Source organism: Duganella sp. CF402 (genome assembly GCF_900109645.1).
Taxonomy (GTDB): Bacteria; Pseudomonadota; Gammaproteobacteria; order Burkholderiales; family Burkholderiaceae_D; genus Rugamonas.
In genome coordinates this window covers 55,758-75,622 of the sequence record NZ_FOBG01000006.1, presented here as the reverse complement: position 1 = coordinate 75,622, position 19,865 = coordinate 55,758, and the positions used below count along the sequence as shown (strand labels likewise).

The following is a 19,865-nucleotide window of genomic DNA, read 5'->3' as shown; positions in this document are numbered from 1 at the left end:
ACGTCAGCGCACAGTCTTTTTCTGTGCGCCGCCTTACCATGCGCTGACACATACTGCGATTCGCAAGAATCGAAGCGAGGTCAAAGTTGAACACGTTCCATTCCCTGCTGCGCGAGCTGGCGCTCGGCTTTCGTGAATCGCCTTCGGGTGCCCTGCTATCGGACGAAGACGATGACGACCTGCCGCTGCGGGCGGAACTATTCAGCGTGGCGCAAATGGCGGCGCACGGCAAGACGCTGGCCCGCCATCACGAGCTAAGCAAGCGCGGCGGGCGCGACCGCCTGCTGTCGCGGCTGGCGGAAAACGCCGCCGTCATCAGCGCCACCTGCGACGAGCTGACCGCCGCCGTCAAGGACAGCCGCCAGATCACGCCGGCCTCGGAATGGCTGCTCGATAATTTCTACCTGATCGAAGAACAGATCCGCATCGCGCGCCGCCACCTGCCCAAGGACTACAGCAAGGAGCTGCCGCGCCTTGGCAAGGGCGCGCCGGACGGCTGCCCGCGCGTGTACCAGATCGCGCTGGAAATCATCGCCCACGGCGATGGCCGCGTCGATCCGGAATCGCTGTGCCGCTTTGTCGACGCCTACCAGGAAGTGGCCACGCTCAAGCTGGGCGAGCTGTGGGCGATTCCCATCATGCTGCGGCTGGCGCTGATCGAAAACCTGCGTCGCGTGGCCGCGCGCGTGGCCGAGAACCGCATCCAGCGCGACCTCGCCAACAGCTGGGCCGACCAGATGACCGACATCGCGGAAAAAAATCCCAGCGGCCTGATCCTGCTGGTGGCCGACATGGCGCGCTCCAATCCGCCCATCACCAGCGCCTTCGTGGCCGAACTGGCGCGCCGCCTGCAGGGACAAAGCCCGGCGCTGACGCTGGCGCTGACCTGGATCACCCATCGCCTGGCCGAATCCGGCCAGACCATCGAGCAGCAGATCCAGGCCGAGATCCAGCAGCAGGCCGCCGAGCAGGTGTCGATCGCCAACAGCATCGGCAGCCTGCGCTTCCTCGGCACGATGGATTGGCAGGAGTTCGTCGAGACCATGAGCGTGGTCGAACAAACCCTGCGCCAGGACCCGGCCGACATCTACGGCAAAATGGAATTCGCCACCCGCGACCAGTATCGCCACGCGATTGAAAAAATCGCCAAGCGCTCGCGTTACTCGGAAGTGGAAGTGGCGCAGCAAGCCTTGCAGCTGGCGCTGGACCACCACGGCAGCGGCGATGCCCGCCACGGCCACGTGGGCTTCTACCTGATCGGCGGCGGCCTGGCCGCGCTGGAACGGCAGACCGGCATGCGCCGTCCGTGGCTGGAAGCCTTGCAGCACACGTCGCGCGCCTCGCCGCTCACGTCCTACCTTGGCGCCATCGCCGCGATTGCGCTGGTGTGCACCGCGCTGCTGCTGGAGCGCGCCGCCTTCCACGGCGTGCACGGTTTCATGCTGGTGGCGTTGGGCGTGCTGGCGCTGTTGGGCAGCAGCCAGCTGGCGCTCAGCCTGGTGAACTGGTTCGCCACGCTGGTGACGCGGCCCAATCCCTTGCCGCGCATGGACTACAAGGACGGCATCCCGGCCGACGCCCGCACGCTGGTGGTGGTGCCGACGCTGGTCTACAGCAAGGAGAATATCGACAGCCTGTTCGAGCAGATGGAGGTCCGTTTCCTGGCCAACCGCGATCCCAACCTGAAGTTTTGCGTGCTGACCGACTTCGCCGACGCCCGCGCCGAAAAGCTGCCCGGCGACGACGCGCTGATCGAACACTTGAAGCGCTGCACCACGCACCTCAATCACAAATACAGCGACAGCCAGCCCTTCCTGCTGCTGCATCGCCCGCGCCTGTGGAATCCGCAGGAAGGCGTGTGGATCGGCTATGAGCGCAAACGCGGCAAGCTGGAAGACCTGAACCGCTACCTGCGCGGCGGCGCGCGCGACAAATTCGCGCTGGCGCTGGGCGACACCAGCGACCTGGAAAGCATCCGCTACGTCATCACGCTGGACACCGACACCCAGCTGCCGCGCGACGCCGCCGCGCAATTCATCGCCACCATGCAGCACCCCCTCAACCGGCCGCGCGTCGACATGCAGCGCGGCCGCGTGACCGAAGGCTACGGCATCCTGCAGCCGCGGGTGGCGGTCAGCCTGCCGAGCGAGCAGGCCTCGCGCTACGAAAAACTGTGCGGCGGCGAGCCGGGGATCGACCCCTACACGCGCACCGTGTCGGACGTGTACCAGGACGTGTTCTTTGAAGGCTCCTTCATCGGCAAAGGCATCTACGATGTCGACGTGTTCGAGCAAGTGCTGGGCGGCCGCCTGCCGGAGAACAAAATCCTCAGCCACGACCTGCTGGAAGGCTGCTACCTGCGCGCCGGCCTGCTGAGCGACGGCCAGCTGTACGAGGAATATCCGGCGCGCTACAGCGAAGACGTCAGCCGCCGCCAGCGCTGGATCCGCGGCGACTGGCAACTGGTCGGCTGGCTGGCCGGCCGCGTGCCGGGACGCGGCGGCAGGCGCGAAAAAAATCCGCTGTCGCTGCTGTCGCGCTGGAAGCTGTTTGACAATCTGCGCCGCAGCCTGACCGCGCCGGCGCTGGTGCTGTCGCTGATCACCGCGTGGCGCTGGCTGCCGTCGCCGTGGATGTGGACCAGCGCCGTGCTGGCGGTGATTTTCGTGCCGCCGCTGGCCAGCCTGCTGCATGATTTGTGCCGCCGTCCGCGCGACACCTTGTGGAGCCAGCATATCCGCGCGGTGCTGCGGCGCGGTGGGCTGCAGTTCGCGCACGCCGTGCTGATGCTGGTGTTCCTGCCCTACGAGGCCTGGTTCAGCCTGGACGCCATCCTGCGCGCCCTGTGGCGCACGCAGGTGTCGCACCGCCGCCTGCTGGAATGGCGCGCTTCGGCGCTGGTGCGGCAGGCCGAGGGCGCGGCCAGCACCTGGCGCACCATGTGGATCTCGCCGGTGCTGGCGCTGTTCGTCGGCGGCGCGCTGCTGGGATGGCGCCCGGCCAGCCTGCCGTCGGCCGCGCTGTTCCTGCTGGCGTGGCTGGTGGCGCCGGCGCTGGCCGACTGGATCAGCCGTCCCATCGCCCGCAAGCACGCGCAGCTCTCGGCCGAGCAGCAGCAATTCCTGCACGCGCTGGCGCGCCGCACCTGGGGCTATTTCGAGCGCTTCGTCGGCCCGGAGGACAACTGGCTGCCACCCGATAATATGCAGGAGCACCCGGCGCAAGTGGTGGCGCATCGCACCTCGCCCACCAACATCGGCATGGCCTTGCTGGCCAACCTGACGGCCTGCGACTTCGGCTACATCACGGTGGCGCAGCTGATGGCGCGCACCGGCAGCACGCTCGACAGCATGGACAAACTGGAACGCTACCAGGGCCATTTCTACAACTGGTACGATACGCAAACCCTCAAGCCGCTGCATCCGATCTACGTCTCGACCGTGGACAGCGGCAACCTGGCCGGCCACCTGTTGACATTGCAGCCCGGCCTGACCGGCTTGTACGACGCGCCGGTGCTCGGCCCGTCCATCGTCGAGGGCGTCGCCACCACCGCGCGCGTGCTGGACGAAACGCTCAGCGAGGCCGGCGCCAGCACCTTGCTGAATGCCTTGATGCCGGCACCGGACGCCGCCAATCTACAGCAGCTGCACGCCTGGCTGCTGCGCGTCGCCGCAACGGCGGAGCAGTTCCTGCCGAACGCCACCTCCCACAGCGAGGCCGGCGCCGCCTGGTGCCAGTCGCTGATACAGCAATGCCAGGCCGCGCTGGATGAACTGGCCGCCCTGACGCCGTGGGCCGCGCTGCCCGACGGCGCCGTCTTCGACACCAGCATGACGCGCATGCCGACCTTGCGCGAACTGGCCGGCCTGGCACGTGCCAGCGCCGCCGTCGCCGTCAATGATCTGGCGCCGGCCGAACGCGAACGCCAGCAGCGACTGGCGCAGCTGTTCGAGCAAGGCAGCAACGCCGCGCACGAACGCATGCGCGCGCTGGCGGACCTGGCACAGCGCTGCGGCGCGTTCGCCCAGCTGGAATATGGCTTCCTGTACAACCCGACCACCAACCTGCTGGCGATCGGCTACAACGTCAGCGAGCGCCGGCTGGACGCCAGCTACTACGACCTGCTGGCGTCCGAAGTACGCCTCGCCAGCTTCGTCGCCATCGCGCAGGGACAGCTGCCGCAGGAGCACTGGTTTGCGCTGGGCCGCCAGCTGTGCATCGTCTCCGGCAAGCCGGTGCTGCTGTCGTGGAGCGGCTCGATGTTCGAATACCTGATGCCGCTGCTGGTGATGCCGAACTATCCAAGCACGCTGCTCGATCAAACCTACCATTCGGTGATCGACGCGCAAATCGACTACGGCAAGCGCCGCAACGTGCCGTGGGGGATTTCCGAATCCGGCTACAACACGGTGGACGCCAGCCTCAATTACCAGTACCGCGCGTTCGGCGTGCCGGGGCTGGGCATGAAGCGCGGCCTGGCCGACGACCTGGTGATTGCGCCGTACGCCAGCATGATGGGATTGATGGTGCAGCCGGAAGCCTCCTGCGCCAACCTGCAGAAGATGGCGGAACTGGGCTTCATGGGCCGCTACGGCTTCTACGAAGCGATCGACTACACCACCTCGCGCCTGCCGCGCGGGCAAAGCTGCGCCGTGATCCGGTCCTTCATGGTGCACCATCAGGGCATGGGGCTGCTGGCCCTGAGCTACCTGCTGCACGACCGGCCGATGCAGCGCCGCTTCGAGTCCGATCCGCTGCTGCAATCGGCGCTGCTGGTGCTGCAGGAGCGCAGTCCGCAAGTGGGCGCCTTCTATTCCAATTCCTCCGACCAGGCGGCCATCCGCACCACCACGCCCGACCAGTCGATGCCGATGCGGATCCTGACGCAGGCCTCGACGCCGGTGCCTGAAACCCAGCTGCTGTCGAATGGCCGCTACCACGTGATGGTCACCAACGCCGGCGGCAGCTACAGCCGCTGGAAAGATCTGGCGGTGACGCGCTGGCGCGAGGACAGCACGCGCGACAACTGGGGCAACTTCTGCTACGTGCGCGACGTCGACGATGGCGCATTCTGGTCCACCACCTATCAGCCGACACTGGTCGACCCGCTCAAGTTCGAAGTGATCTTCTCCGAAGGCCGCGCCGAGTTCCGCCGCAGCGACCGCCACATCGACCTGTACACCGAAATCGTGGTCTCGCCGGAAGACGACATCGAATTGCGCCGCACCCGCATCACCAACAAGAGCGACCGCGTGCGCACCATCGAAGTGACCAGCTTCGCCGAAGTGGTGATGGCGCCGGCCGCCGCCGACAATGCGCATCCGGCCTTCAGCAAGCTGTTTGTGCAGACCCAGATCCTGCGCGATGAAAACGCCATCCTGTGCACGCGCCGCCCGCGCGGGCAGGGCGAAGTCATGCCGTGGCTGATGCATTCGATGATGGTGCACGACGCGCCGGTGCACGACATCTCGTTCGAGACCGACCGCTCGCGCTTCATCGGGCGCGGCAACACCGCCGCCGCGCCGGACGCCATGCTGCAAGAAGGGCCGTTGAGCGGGGCAGAAGGTTCGGTGCTCGATCCGGTGGTGGCGATCCGCTACACCGTCACCCTGCAGCCCGACCAGTTTGCGACGGTGGACATCGTCACCGGCATGACCGAGCAGCGCGAGACCGCGCTGCACCTGATCGACAAATACCAGGACCGCCACATGGCCGACCGCGTGTTCGAACTGGCGTGGACCCACAGCCAGGTGGTGCTGCGCCAGCTGAACGCCAGCGAGGCCGACGCGCAGCTGTACGGCCGCCTCGCCAACTCGGTGATCTACCCGAACGCCGCGCTACGCGCCGACGCCGGCACGCTGATGAAAAACCAGCGCGGCCAGTCCGGCCTGTGGGCGTATGCGATTTCGGGCGACCTGCCGATCGTGCTGCTGCAGATCAAGGACCCGGCCAACATCGAACTGGCGCGCCAGATGGTGCAGGCGCACGCCTACTGGCGTTTGAAAGGGCTGGTGGTGGACCTGGTGATCTGGTACGAAGACCAATCCGGCTACCGCCAGGCCTTGCACGACCAGATCATGGGGCTGATCGCCTCCGGCATCGACGCCCAGGCCATCGACCGCCCGGGCGGCATCTTCGTGCGGCTGGCCGACCAGATCGCCAACGAGGACAGGGTGCTGCTGCAATCGGTGGCGCGCGCCATCATCAGCGACGCGCGCGGCACGCTGGCCGAGCAGATCAAGCGCCCGGCCCCGGCGGCGATGCGCATGTCGCCGCTGCTGGTCGACAACCGCGGCGAGTATGCGGACGCCGGGCCGCACGTGCATCCGGCGCGCGGGCTGGTGCTGGAAAACGGCATCGGCGGCTTCACGCCGGACGGGCGCGAATATGTCATCACCACCAGCGACACCCAGCGCACGCCGGCGCCGTGGTCCAATGTGCTGGCCAATCCGCAGTTTGGCAGCGTGATCTCGGAGAGCGGGCAAGCCTATACATGGCACGAGAACGCGCACGAATTCCGCATCACGCCGTGGCACAACGATCCGGTCAGCGACAGCGGCGGCGAGGCCTTCTACCTGCGCGATGAACAGAGCGGCCAGTTCTGGTCGCCGACCGCCTTGCCGGTGCGCGGCAATGGCGTGTACATCACGCGGCATGGCTTTGGCTACAGCGTGTTCGAGCATATCGAGACTGGTATCCACAGCGAGATGACCACCTTCGTCGCCATCGACGCGCCGCTCAAGTACACCGTGCTCAAGGTGCGCAACGATTCGCTGGTGCAGCGCCGCCTGTCGGTCTTCGGCTATGTCGAGTGGGTGCTGGGCGACATGCGTTCCAAATCGGGCATGCACGTCATTACGGAAGCGGACCCGGTCAGCGGCGCGCTGTTTGCCCGCAACGCCTACAACACGGAGTTCGGCGGCCGCGTGGCCTTCTTCGATTGCGACGCCACGCTGCGCACCGTCAGTGGCGACCGCACGGAATTCATGGGCCGCAACGGCACGCTGGAGGAGCCGGCGGCGCTGCGGCGCGCGCGCCTGTCGGGCAAGATCGGCGCGGGGCTGGACGCTTGCGGCGCGATCCAGGCGCCGTTCGATCTGCTGCCGGGGCAGGAGCGCGAGATCGTGTTCGTGCTGGGCGTGGGCGGACGACGCAATGCCGACGCCAGCAGCCTGGTACAGAAACACCGCAGCGCCGGAGCGGCGCATGAAGCGCTGGCCGCCGTGCACGCGCACTGGAACGAGGTGTTGAGCGCGGTGCGCGTCGAGACGCCGGAGCCGGAGCTGGACGTCCTCGCCAACGGCTGGCTGATGTACCAGACCATCGCCTGCCGCATCTGGGCGCGCAGCGGCTACTACCAGTCGGGCGGCGCGTTCGGTTTCCGCGACCAGCTGCAGGACGCGATGGCCACCATCCACACGCAGCCGCAGCTGCTGCGCGATCAACTGCTGCTCTGCGCCGCGCATCAATTCCTGGAAGGCGATGTGCAGCACTGGTGGCATCCGCCATCGGATCGCGGCGTGCGCACGCACTGCTCGGACGATTATCTCTGGCTGCCGCTGGGCGCATGGCGCTACGTCTCCGCCACCGGCGACAGCGCCGTCCTCGATGAAAGCGTGGCTTATCTGGAAGGCCGCCCGGTCAAGCCGGAAGAGGACTCCTACTACGATTTGCCGGCCCGCTCGGGCGAGCAGGGCACGCTGTACGACCACTGCGTGCGCGCCATCCGCAACGGCCTGCGCTTCGGCCAGCACGGCCTGCCGCTGATCGGCTCCTGCGACTGGAACGACGGCATGGACAAGGTGGGCGAGCATGGCAAAGGGGAGAGCGTGTGGCTGGCCTTCTTCCTGTGCGAAGTGCTGCAGCGCTTCGCCGAGGTGGCGGACTTGCGGCACGACGAGGCGTTCGCCGCCGAGTGCCGCGAACAGGCGCGCAGCATTGCCGCCAACGTCGAGCAAAACGCCTGGGATGGCGAGTGGTATCGCCGCGCCTATTTCGACGACGGCACGCCGCTGGGATCGCACACCAACGAGGAATGCCAGATCGATTCGATTTCGCAAAGCTGGGGCGTGCTGTCTGGCGCCGCCGATCCGGTGCGCGTACGCGGTGCGATGGAGCAGGTCAATCAGCGCCTGGTGCGGCGCGATTCCGGCATCATCCAATTGCTCGATCCGCCGTTCGACAAGGCCGGGCCGAATCCCGGCTACATACGCGGCTACGTGCCGGGCGTGCGCGAGAACGGCGGCCAGTACACGCATGCCGCCATCTGGACCGCGATGGCGTTTGCGCGACTGGGCGAAACCGAACGTGCATGGGAACTGGCGCGCATGATCAATCCGGTGCAGCATGCCGCCACGCCGGAGAAGAGCGCGCGCTACAAGGTCGAACCGTACGTGGTGACGGCCGACGTGTATGCGGTGGCGCCGCACGTGGGGCGCGGCGGCTGGAGCTGGTACACCGGTTCGTCCGGCTGGATGTACCGGCTGCTGCTTGAATCGCTGCTGGGCCTCACGCGCACCGCCACGCACCTCAAGCTGGAGCCGCGCATGCCGCCGGAGTGGAGTGGCTTCAAGCTGACCTACCGCCACGCCGGCACCAGCTACGAAATCCGCGTGGTGCGCAACGGCACGGCGACGCCGCTACTGACGGTGGATGGCGTGCCGCAGCACGACCTGATGATCGAACTGCGGGACAGCGGCGGCGTGCGGCAGGTGGAGCTGCTGCTGCCTGCGCCGCCGCCGGTATCGCCGGCATCGCCGCCAGCCTTAAACGCCTAAGCTCGCGCCGGCGCCCAGCAAGGTCGCCGCGCCCAGCGCGGCGAAGATCAGCGCGGCGATGCCGTGCACCAGTTTGAGCGAGACGCGGTTGGCGATCTTGTCGCCGAAGTACACGGCCGGCACGTTCGCCAGCATCATGCCCAGCGTGGTGCCGCACACCACGGCGACGATGCCGTGATAGCGCGCCGCCAGCGCCACGGTGGCGACCTGCGTCTTGTCGCCCATCTCGGCCAGGAAGAAAGCGATCAGGGTGGTGAGGAACACGCCGTACCTGGCCAGTTCGGCCTCGTCGTCGTCCAGCTTATCGGGCACCAGCGTCCACGCGGCCATCGCCAGGAAGGAGACGCCCAGCACCCAGCGCAGCAGGTCTGGCCCCATCAAACTGGTGATCCAGGCGCCGACGGCGGCGGCAAAGGCGTGGTTGGCAATGGTGGCGACGAAGATACCGGCGACAATCGGCAGCGGGCGGCGGAACCGGGCGGCGAGTACAAAAGCGAGCAGTTGGGTTTTGTCGCCGATTTCTGCGAGGGCGACGATGCCGGTAGAGACGAGGAAGGCTTCCATGATGTATGCGTAAGGTTAGCGGGCCGGATACGAAAAACCAATGACCAAGCGCGGCTCCGGCCCTACATGGCCGCGCAATGATCATGGTCTCGTCAAGCCTTACAGCCACCTGCACCACGGTCTGCGGACCGATTATGTTGACACAGGTTCTTGCGCCGGGGAGGCGCAAGCCGACTACTCCCCAATTACGGCCCGGATTCTAACACATGCCAGAAACATGGCTGTGATATTCTGCTCGGCGATCCAGCAAAACATTGAAAGTAAGACCATGATCAAGAAGACTCTCGCCGCCTTCGTGCTATCCGCATGCATGTCGCTCGCCGCTCACGCCGATCCGCTGAGCTATGCCCGCTACGACCAGGTCCGCACCACCGATTTGCATCTCGACCTGAAAGCAGACTTCAGCCACAAGATCCTGTCCGGCTACGCCGAGCTGACGCTGAACTGGATCGACAAGTCCGCCCGCACGCTGGTGCTGGACACCAATGAACTCAACATCGCCAAGGTGCAGGTGCTGGCCGCCAACGGCAAATGGACCGCCGCCTCCTTCATGCTCGACAAGCTGAATGCCGAGAAGGGCCGCGCGCTGCGCATCGCCCTGCCGTTCCAGCCGCAGAAAGTGCGCGTGTACTACCGCACCGCGCCGTCGGCCGCCGCGCTGCAGTGGATGGCGCCGGAGCAGACCATGTCCGGCAAGCGTCCATTCATGTTCAGCCAGTCGCAGGACATCAACGCCCGCTCGTGGGCGCCGATCCAGGATACGCCTGCCGTGCGCTTCACCTACAGCGCCCGCATTGAAGCACCGGCCGGCCTGCGCGTGGTGATGAGCGCCGAGAACGACCAGCAATCGACCGGCGCCGGCGGCTGGAAATTCAAGATGGCGCAGCCGATTCCATCCTACCTGCTGGCCATCGCCATCGGCGAAATCGAAGTGCGCAACCTCGGCCCGCGCACCGCCGTCTACGCCGAACCGGCGCGCATCGAAGCGGCCGCCTATGAACTGGGCGACACCGAAAAAATGATCGACGCGGCGGAAGGCCTGTACGGCCCGTATCGCTGGGAGCGTTACGACATGATCGTGCTGCCGCCATCGTTCCCGTACGGCGGCATGGAAAATCCGCGCATGACCTTCCTCACGCCGACCATGATCGCCGGCGACCGCAGCCTGAACGACTTGATCGCGCATGAACTGGCGCACTCGTGGTCCGGCAACCTGGTGACCAACGCCTCCTGGAAGTACACCTGGATGAACGAAGGCTTCACCACCTACGTTACCACCCGCATCGTCGAAAAACTGTACGGCGCCGAGTTCGCGCAAATGCAGCAGCAGGTGGAACAGGAGCAGGCGTTGGCATCGCTGGCGACTATCCCGGCAGCCAAGCAGGCATTGGCCACGCGCGGCCCGGACACCGATCCATCGGTCTACGCAGACGGCAGCCTGATTTATCCGAAAGGCGCATGGTTCCTGCACACGCTGGAGCAGCGCGCCGGCCGCGAGCTGTTCGACCCGTTCCTGCGCGGCTGGTTCGACTCGCACGCCTTCCAGTCGGCCACCACCGACGAATTTGTCTCCTACCTGAAGAAAAACCTGCTGGATGCGCATCCGGAATTCATGTCGGCCAGCGAGCTCGATGAATGGCTGTACAGCCCTGGCATTCCCGCCACCGCCAAGCGCGAAGCCTCGCCGCGTTTCGCCGCTGTGGACACGCAGCGCACCGCATGGCTGAAAGGCGAACTGCCAACCGCGCAGCTGAACGCCAAGAGCTGGGTGGCGCTGGAGTGGATGCACTTCCTGAACGACATCGACGGCAAGGCCAGCGCCGCGCAGATGCAGGAACTGGACCAGACCTTCGGCCTGGGCAAGAGCGGCAACAACGAAATCGCCTACCGCTTCTACCTGTCGTCGGTGAAGGCTGGCTACAACGTGCGCGAACCGCTGGAGAAATTCCTGATGAGCGTCGGCCGCCGCCTGTACGTGGTGCCGCTGTACAAAGCGCTGTTGGCCAATCCGAACGAGAAGGACTGGGCCAAGACCTTGTACAGCAAGGCGCGTTCGCACTATCACCCGATCACGCAAGTGGCAGTCGACAAGGCATTCAAGAAGCAATGAAACTGAACCAGACTTTTGTGGCGGCCGCGTTCGCGCTGGCTGCCGTGGGGGCATATGCAGCGCCGGCATTCAATCTCGATGCTGATGCCAACCGGGTATTGAAAACCTTCGACGTGCCGGGCATGGCGGTCGCCATCGTCAAGGATGGCAAGCTGGTGACGGCCAAGGGCTACGGCGTGCGCAAGCTGGGCGAGCCTGCACCGGTGGACGGCAAGACGCTGTTTGAAATCGCCTCCAACTCCAAGGGCTTCACCGCTGCGGGCCTGGCGATGCTGGTCGACGAGGGCAAGCTGGCATGGGACGATCCCGTCACCAAACACCTGCCGGGCTTCCAGATGTACGACTCGTATGTGACCGGCCAGATGACGGTGCGCGACCTGCTGGTGCATCGCAGCGGCCTTGGTCTGGGCGCCGGCGATTTGCTGTGGTGGCCGAGTTCCACCTTCAGCAGTGATGACATCATCGCCAGGCTGCGCTACATCAAGCCGGCCACCAGCTTCCGCGCCAGCTACGCGTATGACAATCTGCTGTACATCGTGGCCGGCAAGATCATCGCCGACAAGGATGGCAAGCCGTGGGGCGAAGCGATGCGCGACCGCATCTTCACGCCGCTGGGCATGAGCGCCACCAACACCAGCGTGGCCGACATGCGCGCCACCAGCGACTACGCTTCGCCGCACAGCAAGATCGGGGAGCAGATCGCCGTCGTGAAGCCGATGCCGGTGCCGAACGCCGGTGGCGCGGTGGGCATCAACACCAACGCCGAAGACATCGCGCGCTGGATGACGGTGCTGCTCAACCAAGGCAAAATGGAGAACGGCAAGCAGCTGTTGAGCGCCAGACAGGCGGCCGAGATGTGGACCGCGCAAACGCCGATGCCCATCCGCGAACCCAAGCCGCCGCTGGCCGCGACCAAGGCCAACTTCTTTGCCTATGGCCTGGGTTTCCAGCTGCGCGACTACAAGGGCCGCAAAGTGGTGCTGCACACCGGCGCGCTGCAAGGCTTTTATTCGCTGGTGCTGATGGTGCCGGAGGAGAAGCTCGGCATCGCCATCCTGACCAATGCGGAGAACAGCCCGGCCATGTCGTCGCTGTACTATCGCATCCTCGATCAGTACCTGAAGGTGCAACCGACTGACTGGATCCAGCTGTATGCGGACCAGGAAGCGGCCGCGCACAAGGAAGAGCTGACGCGCCAGGGCAAGGAGCAGACCGCGCGCGCGGCGGACTCGAAACCGTCGCTGCCGCTGTCGGCCTACGATGGCGAGTATGAGGATGCGTGGTACGGCAAGGTGAGCATCCGCGAGGAGGGCGGCAAGCGCATCATGCGGTTTGCCGGCACGCCGGACCTGAGCGGGGAACTGGAGCACTTCCAGCACGACAGCTTCATCGTGCGCTGGAAAGAGCGCAACTTCAACGCCGACGCCTACGTGACCTTCGCGCTGAATCCGGACGGCAGTATTGAGCGCATGAAGATGGCACCCATCTCCACCGAAACGGATTTCAGCTACGACTTCCGCGACCTGAACTTCACGCCGGTGATGACCAGCCCTTAACCAGCTAGGCCGCGCTCTCGACGCGGTTGCGGCCCTTGTGCTTGGCGCTGTACAGCGCCTGGTCGGCCGCGTGCAGCAGATTGTCCAGCGAGGCCACTGGTCCGCTGGCGCTGGCGACGCCGAAGCTGGCGGTCACCTGCAAGGCGCGGCCGTCAGCCAGTTCGATCGGCGCGTCGGCGATCGCCTTGCGCAGCCGTTCCGCCAGCAGCATGGCCTGCTGCGGGCTGCAGTGCGCCGGCATCACTACAAACTCTTCGCCGCCGTGGCGGGCCACCAGCTCGCCGTCGCGCAGCTGGTCGCGCACCAGCGCCACCACCCGCTTCAACACCAGATCGCCCGCCTCATGGCCGTAGGTATCGTTGACCATCTTGAAATGATCGATATCGAACAGCAGCAATGACTGCGAGGCGTTGCAGTCGTAAGCATGGCGCAGCCGCTTGGCGCCGGCCGAGGTGAAGGCGCGGCGGTTCAGGATGCCGGTCAGGTAGTCGGTATCGGCGCGCAGGCGCAGCTCCTGGATCAGGTGCTGGCGCTCCAGTTCCAGCTGCTGCCGCTCGATGCTGTTGGTGCGCAGCGTGGACAGCGCGCGCAGCATGTCGCCGATTTCATCCTGCCGCGATGAGCCGCTGGGGTCGCGCGAGTAGTCGCCATTTCCCAGCCGGATCACCGCGCGCGTGGCGCGCAACACCGGCACCACCACGCGCCGCCTCACGATCAGGATCAGCAGCGTCAACGCCAGCAGGATGGCCACGCCCGACAGGCTGGCAATCAGCAGTTCATAGCGCGCGTGTTCGTGATCGCGCCCGGCCTGCTCCTGCGCCTCGCGCAGCAGCTCATCGCGCAGCGCCAGGATCGGCGACATGGCCGGCACATAGCGTTGGACGAACTGGCCGGTGTCCAGGCCATAGTCGCGGCCCGCGCGGCTGGCTTGTTCGACCGCCTGCACCAGCCGTTGGCCGGCGCCCAGCGATACCTCGTCCACGCGCGCGATGGCCGCGATCAACTCAGGCGAACTGCCATCGCCAGGCGTGAGCATTTGCTGGCGCAATTGGGTCACGCGGCCACGCAGCGCTTGCAGTTGTGCGTAGTCGGCCTCCGTGAGCGGTTGGCGCATGGCCAGCGCCACCGTCAGCACGGAGCCCTGCCGGCCCGCATACTCGCGCAGCTCGACCGCATAGCGCGCTTTGATCAGCGTGCGGGCGATGCGCGGGTAGGCGCGTTCGGAGGCCAGTGTGTAGCCGGTCACCGCGTCCAGCGCCAGCGGCACCAGCGCAAACATCTGGCCGACCGCGCCGCCCAGCCGCGCTGCCGAGCGTCCGTCCGGCGGCAGCGCGGCCAGTTGGTCGACCGTGGTGCGCGCCGCAGCCAGCGCGCGGTACAGCGGCGCCATCCCCACCGGATGCGGCGCCCCGATGTCAGCCTGCAGTTCGCGTTCCAGTTGCAGCAGCGCCAGGTCGGTGGCGGCCCGCGCCCGCAGCAGCCGCTCCTGCAACGCGGGATCGGCCGGCTGCTGGTCGCCCAGCACGGCGTTGACGGGGCCGCGCTCGTAGGCCAGCTTTTCCGCCGCCACCATCGCGCGCTGCGTCAGGCGCAGCGCCTGCAGACCGGTATTGGTGTGCTCGTAGTGCAGCCAGGCGTCGCGCGTAATGTGGCTCAGCATGCCAATCACCAGCGCCGCCAGCACGGCGGTCGACAGGGTTAGCAGGCGGGTGAGTTTCATGAAAATAGTAGAAGACTTTTACTAGAGGCAATATGCCACAAAGCCTGCTGCTGCGGCTAGTGGCGGGGACAAGATGGTACAATGCCGGCCTCGCGTCGCTGCCGTTGCGTGGACAGGATGCAAAGTTTGAATCATTACTATCGAGGGAAGAAGACGATGCAACGTATTATGCTGCGCTCCAAGCTGCACCGCGTGACGGTGACCCAGGCCGACCTGCACTACGAAGGTTCGTGCGGGATCGACGTCGACCTGCTGGAAGCGGTCGACATCAAGGTCAACGAGCAGATCGAACTGTACAACGTGAACAATGGCGAGCGTTTCGCCACCTACGCCATTCCAGGCAAGCGCGGCAGCGGCGAGATTTCGCTGAACGGCGCGGCGGCCCGCAAGGCGCAGCTGGGCGACCTGCTGATCATCTGCACCTACGGTCCGATGACCGACCAGGAAATCGAGACCTACACGCCGAAAGTGGCGTTCGTGGATGAAAACAACAAGATTACTTCGATGAAGAAATAATCTGCTGTTTCAAGAGGAGGCCCGGCAAACGCTGGGCTTTTTTTTCGCTTACTTGCTGCCGTCCTGGCGCAGCAGCTGCGACATGTACTGCGGCGTGATGCCGAGGAAGGACGCCACCACTTTCTGCGAGATGCGCTGCTCCAGCCCCGGGTACTCGCGGCGGAAGGCGTTCAGGCGGCCCTGCGCCGGCGAGGCGTTCAGGTACAGGCGGCGGCTCTGCTCGATGATGCTGTTCTGCGCCGCCGCGAGGTAGTAGTCGCGCAGCTGGCTGTTCTGCTGGTACACGGCGCTCACTTCGGACCAGTCCAGGCGGTAGCCGTGGATCGCGGTCTCGGCCACCACAAAATTCAACGCCGGTTCGGCATCGCGCGAACGCAGCAAGTCGTCATGCGCGGCCACCGGCTCGCCGTCGGTCTGGAAGTGCAGCGTGACTTCGTTGCCGGACTCGGTGATGAAGCCGGTACGCGCCACGCCGCTGTGCAGCCAGTGCACATACTGTGCCGGCACGCCGATGCGCTGCAGGAACTCGCCCTTGCGCAGGCTGAAGGGCGTGGCCAGCGGCGCCAACAGGCGCGACGCTTCATCGTACAGTTCGGGCGTCACGCCGTAGCGGCGGGACACGGCTTCGCGGTATTTCGCGCGGTGTTCTAGGAATGCGTTGCTCATACTCAGTGGTTTAGGAGTGCGGTAGGAGTGCGGATGGCCGAATCAGCAATGTTGTATTTTAAATCCTGCTATGTAAACGGCCGTACAAGTGTAATTCGAAAGTGTAAACGTTTTCACACCGAAAGGTGCAATATTTGTTGCAGATTAGAATGAAAATTAAAATATATTTCAAACTTCAAGAAGTTGAAGAGCTCCCCGCCGCCGCTGGATCGCGCTAATATTGAAGCACAATTCGATACAGGAGACCGGCATGAAGATTTCTGATCTCAGCATTGGTAGGCGGATGTCGTTTGGCTTCACCATCATCCTCGCCATTCTTGTCCTGAACACCGGCCTCGGGATTTATCGATTGCAGGGCGTGGCCGAATCCACGCGCGCGATGATGGCGCAGCCGCTGACCAAGGAGCGCCTGATCTCCGACTGGTATCGCATGGTGTACTCCGGCATCCGCCGCACCACGGCCGTGGCCAAGAGCGCCGATCCCTCGCTGGCCACCTTCTTCGCCGAAGAAGCCAAGACCGCCACCGCCTACTCGCAAAGCCTGATCAAGAAAATCGAAGAGCTGTCCAACGAGGGCGACAAAAAGCTCATGGAAGAGCTGGTGGAAACCCGCAAGATCTACGTCACCTCGCGCGACGGCCTGATGAAAGCCAAGGCCGCCGGCGACGCCGCCGAAGCCACGCGCCTGCTGGAACAAGTGTACTTGCCGTCGTCGAAAGTGTACGAGGGCATGCTGCAGCGCATCCTCGACCACCAGCGCAAGCAGATCGACGCCGCCGCCGAGAAGATCGAGCAGGTGGCCGAGAGCAGCCGCAACCAGCTGGCCTTGCTGGCGGTGCTGGTAATCGGCTTTGGCGTCAGCTTCGCGTGGTGGCTGACCACCGGCATCACCCGTCCCATCAATGAAGCGGTGGCGCTGGCCGAGTGCGTGGCCGAGGGCGATCTGGTCGACCACAGCCATCGCGGCCCCGCCGACTTCAGCCAGGACGAGCCGGGCAAGCTGCTGCATGCCCTGAACCGCATGTCGTCCAGCCTGGTGCGCATCGTCAGCGATGTGCGCAGCGGTACCGACACCATCGCCACCGCGTCGTCGCAAATCGCCTCGGGCAATCTCGACCTGTCGTCGCGCACCGAACAGCAAGCCAGCTCGCTGGAGGAAACCGCGTCGTCGATGGAAGAGCTGACCAGCACCGTCAAGCAGAACGCCGAGAACGCGCGCCAGGCCAACCAGCTGGCGGCCAGCGCGGCCGAGGTGGCGCAGCGCGGCGGCGCCGTGGTGTCGGACGTGGTGCAGACGATGGCCTCGATCGACGCCTCGTCGAAGAAGATCGTCGACATCATCGGCGTGATCGACGGCATCGCCTTTCAAACCAATATCCTCGCGCTGAACGCGGCGGTGGAAGCGGCGCGCGCCGGCGAGCAGGGACGCGGCTTCGCGGTGGTGGCGTCCGAGGTGCGCAGTCTGGCGCAGCGCTCGGCCAGCGCCGCCAAGGAGATCAAGCAGCTGATCGACGATTCGGTCGGCAAGGTGGAAGCCGGCACGCGGCTGGTGGGCCAGGCCGGCAGCACGATGGACGAGGTGGTGGCCAGCATCCGCCGCGTCACCGCCATCGTCGGCGAGATCAGCAACGCCAGCGTCGAGCAGACCCACGGTATCGAACAAATCAACCTCGCCATCTCGCAGATGGATCACGTGACGCAGCAGAACGCGGCGCTGGTGGAGCAGGCCGCCGCCGCCGCCGGCTCGATGCAAGAGCAAGCTGGCAAGCTTGCCGAAGCGGTAAGCATTTTTAAACTAGACGAGACCGCGCCGCAGTTGCGCGCAAGCTCGCGCGCTCTTCTCGCTTAGTCAATCAAGTGGATGAAGAAGGTGTGCATGATGCAGTTGCGCAACAACCTTCTGAAAAGATGCATTTAATTGAAAACAAAAGCAGCCCTGTAACGGTGGGGCTCTCCGCAAGACGTGTTCAGATTTATTAACTTGCGCGAGGGCCATTTGTGGCCGCTGGCCCATGAAACTACAGCTACAATGAATTTCCCCGTCACGCTCTGGTGCGGCGGGATTTTGGAGACTAAAACGGAGTGGCATCCAGTGAATAAACAAAGCATTGCAAATAGCAAAATGCTAGTGCCCTTCGGCTTCGCCGCTGCGGGCGCGTTGGGAACCGTGGTGGCCGGTTGGAGCGCTTACGGATGGTACACGCTGATCTGGGCCACGCTGTTGCTGGGCGCCGCCGCGTGGCTGACGCGCGATGCGGGCTTCGGCACGGTTAGCGCTACCGGCGACAATGCCATGATCGATAACTACCTGGCGGCGCGCGAACGCTTCGGCGACGCCGTGCTGCCGGTGTGGTGCCGCCACATTGAAAACTCGCGCACGCAGATGGAGGAAGCGGTGTCCGACCTGGCCGGGCGCTTCTCCAGCATCGTCGACAAGCTCGACAACGCGGTGCACGTTTCCAGCGCCGACTGCGCCGGCGGCGCCTCCATCACCGACGTCTTCAGCCACAGCGAAACACGGCTCGGTTCGGTGGTCACCTCGATGAAATCGGCCATGACTTCCAAGCAGGCCATGCTGGCGCAGATCAAGGACCTGGAACGCTTCACGCGCGAACTGCGCGGCATGGCCGAAGGCGTGGCCAGCATCGCTGCCCAGACCAACCTGCTGGCGCTGAACGCGGCGATCGAGGCGGCGCGCGCCGGCCCCGCCGGACGCGGCTTCGCGGTGGTGGCGCAGGAAGTGCGCCAGCTGTCGATGCGCTCGGCCGAAACCGGCAAGGAAATCACCAACCGCGTCGGCCTGATCAGCAGCGCCATCCTGGCCGCCAGCCAGGCCGCCGACCAGTCGAGCGAAGCGGAAGACAAATCGATGCAGTCGGCCGAAGGCATGATCGAGGCGGTGCTCAGCGAATTCCGCCAGATCACCGATGCGCTGGTCGAGCAGTCGGAACAGCTCAAGCAGAACAGCGTCGGCATCCAGGGCGAAGTGGGTGAGGCGCTGGTGCAACTGCAATTCCAGGACCGCGTCAGCCAGGTGATGGCGCACGTGCGCGAAAACATGGAGCGCCTGCTGCCGCTGCTGGCCGAGAACCGCGAGCGCTATAACGACAGCGGCGTGCTGGAGCCGCTCGATCCGGACCGGCTGATGCACGAACTGCAAAAGACGTATGCGATGGCGGAAGAACACGCCGTCCACAGCGGCGCCCGCCTTGCGGCCCCGGCCGCGGCGGAAGCCGATGAAATCACTTTTTTCTGAAGGTAGGTAGAACATGGCAAAAACCATTATGGTGGTCGACGATTCGGCCTCCTTGCGTCAGGTGGTCGGCATTGCGCTCAAGGGCGCGGGCTACGATGTGATCGAAGGCCGTGACGGCATGGACGCGCTGTCCAAGTGCACCGGCCAGAAAATCCATCTGGTGGTGTGCGACGTCAACATGCCGAATATGGACGGCATCACCTTCGTCAAGGAATTCAAGCAGCTGCCGCTGTACAAGTTCACCCCGGTCATCATGCTGACCACCGAGTCGGCCGAAGGCAAGAAGGAAGAGGGCAAGGCGGCCGGCGCCAAGGCGTGGGTGGTCAAGCCCTTCAAGCCGGAAGTGCTGCTGGGCGCCGTTGCCAAACTGGTCCTGCCATAATTCACGGAGGCGGCGATGGCTGAGGATGTCACCCGGATTACGCTGGACGGCGAGCTGACCATTTACCGCGCCGCCGATTTGAAAGTCACCGTGCTCGATGCGCTGCGCAAGACGCGCGTGCTGGAGATCGACCTGTCCGGCGTCACCGAGCTGGATACGGCCGGCCTGCAGGTGCTGATGCTGGCCAAGCAGACCGCCACCGCCGACCAGCGCGAGCTGCGCCTGTTGCAGCACAGCCCGGCGGTGGTGGAAATTTTCGAGATGCTCGACCTGGTCGCCTTCTTCGGCGACGCCGTGCTGATCCACGCCTGAATGAGG

11 protein-coding genes and 1 riboswitch are annotated in these 19,865 nt (G+C 65.2%); of the genes, 8 read left to right on the top strand and 3 right to left on the bottom strand.

Annotation, left to right across the window (positions count from 1 at the left end):
• Positions 1-86 precede the first annotated feature (86 nt).
• Positions 87-8,777, top strand: coding sequence for a glycoside hydrolase family 94 protein (locus BMZ70_RS27210; protein WP_373922570.1), 8,691 nt, complete (start codon positions 87-89; stop codon positions 8,775-8,777).
• On the opposite strand, the gene BMZ70_RS27205 is transcribed toward BMZ70_RS27210, so the two are convergent.
• Entirely contained in the window at positions 8,766-9,341 is a 576-nt protein-coding gene (locus BMZ70_RS27205; RefSeq protein WP_092281490.1) for a TMEM165/GDT1 family protein, read from the bottom strand. The genes BMZ70_RS27210 and BMZ70_RS27205 overlap by 12 nt on opposite strands.
• An 11-nt stretch (positions 9,342-9,352) precedes the next feature.
• A riboswitch (yybP-ykoY riboswitch) is annotated at positions 9,353-9,536 on the bottom strand.
• Between the two features lie 73 nt (positions 9,537-9,609).
• On the opposite strand from BMZ70_RS27205, the gene BMZ70_RS27200 reads away from it, so the two are divergent.
• Positions 9,610-11,451 carry a M1 family metallopeptidase gene (locus tag BMZ70_RS27200; RefSeq protein ID WP_092281536.1) on the top strand — a complete coding sequence of 614 codons (1,842 nt, stop codon included), beginning with the start codon at positions 9,610-9,612 and terminating at the stop codon, positions 11,449-11,451.
• Positions 11,448-13,007 carry a serine hydrolase gene (locus tag BMZ70_RS27195; RefSeq protein ID WP_092281488.1) on the top strand — a complete coding sequence of 520 codons (1,560 nt, stop codon included), beginning with the start codon at positions 11,448-11,450 and terminating at the stop codon, positions 13,005-13,007. Before BMZ70_RS27200 ends, BMZ70_RS27195 begins: the two co-directional genes overlap by 4 nt.
• A gap of 4 nt (positions 13,008-13,011) precedes the next feature.
• Here BMZ70_RS27195 and BMZ70_RS27190 read toward each other — a convergent pair whose 3' ends face one another.
• Positions 13,012-14,727, bottom strand: a complete 1,716-nt coding sequence (locus BMZ70_RS27190; RefSeq protein ID WP_092281486.1) for a diguanylate cyclase — start codon at positions 14,725-14,727, stop codon at positions 13,012-13,014.
• Positions 14,728-14,883: 156 nt separating this feature from the next.
• Here BMZ70_RS27190 and panD point away from each other — a divergent pair, with 156 nt between their 5' ends.
• The gene (gene panD, locus BMZ70_RS27185; protein ID WP_092281484.1) at positions 14,884-15,243 is read left to right on the top strand and encodes an aspartate 1-decarboxylase; all 360 of its coding nucleotides are present in this window, start codon (positions 14,884-14,886) and stop codon (positions 15,241-15,243) included.
• Positions 15,244-15,291: 48 nt separating this feature from the next.
• Here panD and BMZ70_RS27180 read toward each other — a convergent pair whose 3' ends face one another.
• Positions 15,292-15,909 (bottom strand): Crp/Fnr family transcriptional regulator, encoded by a 618-nt coding sequence (locus BMZ70_RS27180; RefSeq protein ID WP_229205617.1) that lies wholly within the window; start codon positions 15,907-15,909, stop codon positions 15,292-15,294.
• Between the two features lie 250 nt (positions 15,910-16,159).
• Between BMZ70_RS27180 and BMZ70_RS27175 the strand changes: the two genes are divergently transcribed.
• The 4 genes from BMZ70_RS27175 (at position 16,160) to BMZ70_RS27160 (ending at position 19,859) form a co-directional block, all read left to right on the top strand.
• Complete coding sequence (locus BMZ70_RS27175; protein WP_092281482.1) at positions 16,160-17,758, top strand: methyl-accepting chemotaxis protein; 1,599 nt, start codon at positions 16,160-16,162, stop codon at positions 17,756-17,758.
• 273 nt (positions 17,759-18,031) lie between these two features.
• Complete coding sequence (locus BMZ70_RS27170; RefSeq protein WP_229205616.1) at positions 18,032-19,165, top strand: methyl-accepting chemotaxis protein; 1,134 nt, start codon at positions 18,032-18,034, stop codon at positions 19,163-19,165.
• A 13-nt stretch (positions 19,166-19,178) separates the two neighbouring features.
• Positions 19,179-19,547, top strand: coding sequence for a response regulator (locus BMZ70_RS27165; protein WP_092281478.1), 369 nt, complete (start codon positions 19,179-19,181; stop codon positions 19,545-19,547).
• Positions 19,548-19,562: 15 nt separating this feature from the next.
• Positions 19,563-19,859 carry an STAS domain-containing protein gene (locus BMZ70_RS27160; RefSeq protein ID WP_092281476.1) on the top strand — a complete coding sequence of 99 codons (297 nt, stop codon included), beginning with the start codon at positions 19,563-19,565 and terminating at the stop codon, positions 19,857-19,859.
• The last annotated feature ends 6 nt before the right edge of the window (positions 19,860-19,865 follow it).

Excerpts from the sequence above, each read along its gene's own strand:
- BMZ70_RS27205 (WP_092281490.1), bottom strand. The coding sequence starts at position 9,341 with ATGGAAGCCTTCCTCGTCTCTACCGGCATCGTCGCCCTCGCAGAAATC.
- BMZ70_RS27200 (WP_092281536.1), top strand. The coding sequence starts at position 9,610 with ATGATCAAGAAGACTCTCGCCGCCTTCGTGCTATCCGCATGCATGTCG.
- BMZ70_RS27195 (WP_092281488.1), top strand. The coding sequence starts at position 11,448 with ATGAAACTGAACCAGACTTTTGTGGCGGCCGCGTTCGCGCTGGCTGCC.
- BMZ70_RS27190 (WP_092281486.1), bottom strand. The coding sequence starts at position 14,727 with ATGAAACTCACCCGCCTGCTAACCCTGTCGACCGCCGTGCTGGCGGCG.
- panD (WP_092281484.1), top strand. The coding sequence starts at position 14,884 with ATGCAACGTATTATGCTGCGCTCCAAGCTGCACCGCGTGACGGTGACC.
- BMZ70_RS27180 (WP_229205617.1), bottom strand. The coding sequence starts at position 15,909 with ATGAGCAACGCATTCCTAGAACACCGCGCGAAATACCGCGAAGCCGTG.
- BMZ70_RS27175 (WP_092281482.1), top strand. The coding sequence starts at position 16,160 with ATGAAGATTTCTGATCTCAGCATTGGTAGGCGGATGTCGTTTGGCTTC.
- BMZ70_RS27170 (WP_229205616.1), top strand. The coding sequence starts at position 18,032 with ATGCTAGTGCCCTTCGGCTTCGCCGCTGCGGGCGCGTTGGGAACCGTG.
- BMZ70_RS27165 (WP_092281478.1), top strand. The coding sequence starts at position 19,179 with ATGGCAAAAACCATTATGGTGGTCGACGATTCGGCCTCCTTGCGTCAG.
- BMZ70_RS27160 (WP_092281476.1), top strand. The coding sequence starts at position 19,563 with ATGGCTGAGGATGTCACCCGGATTACGCTGGACGGCGAGCTGACCATT.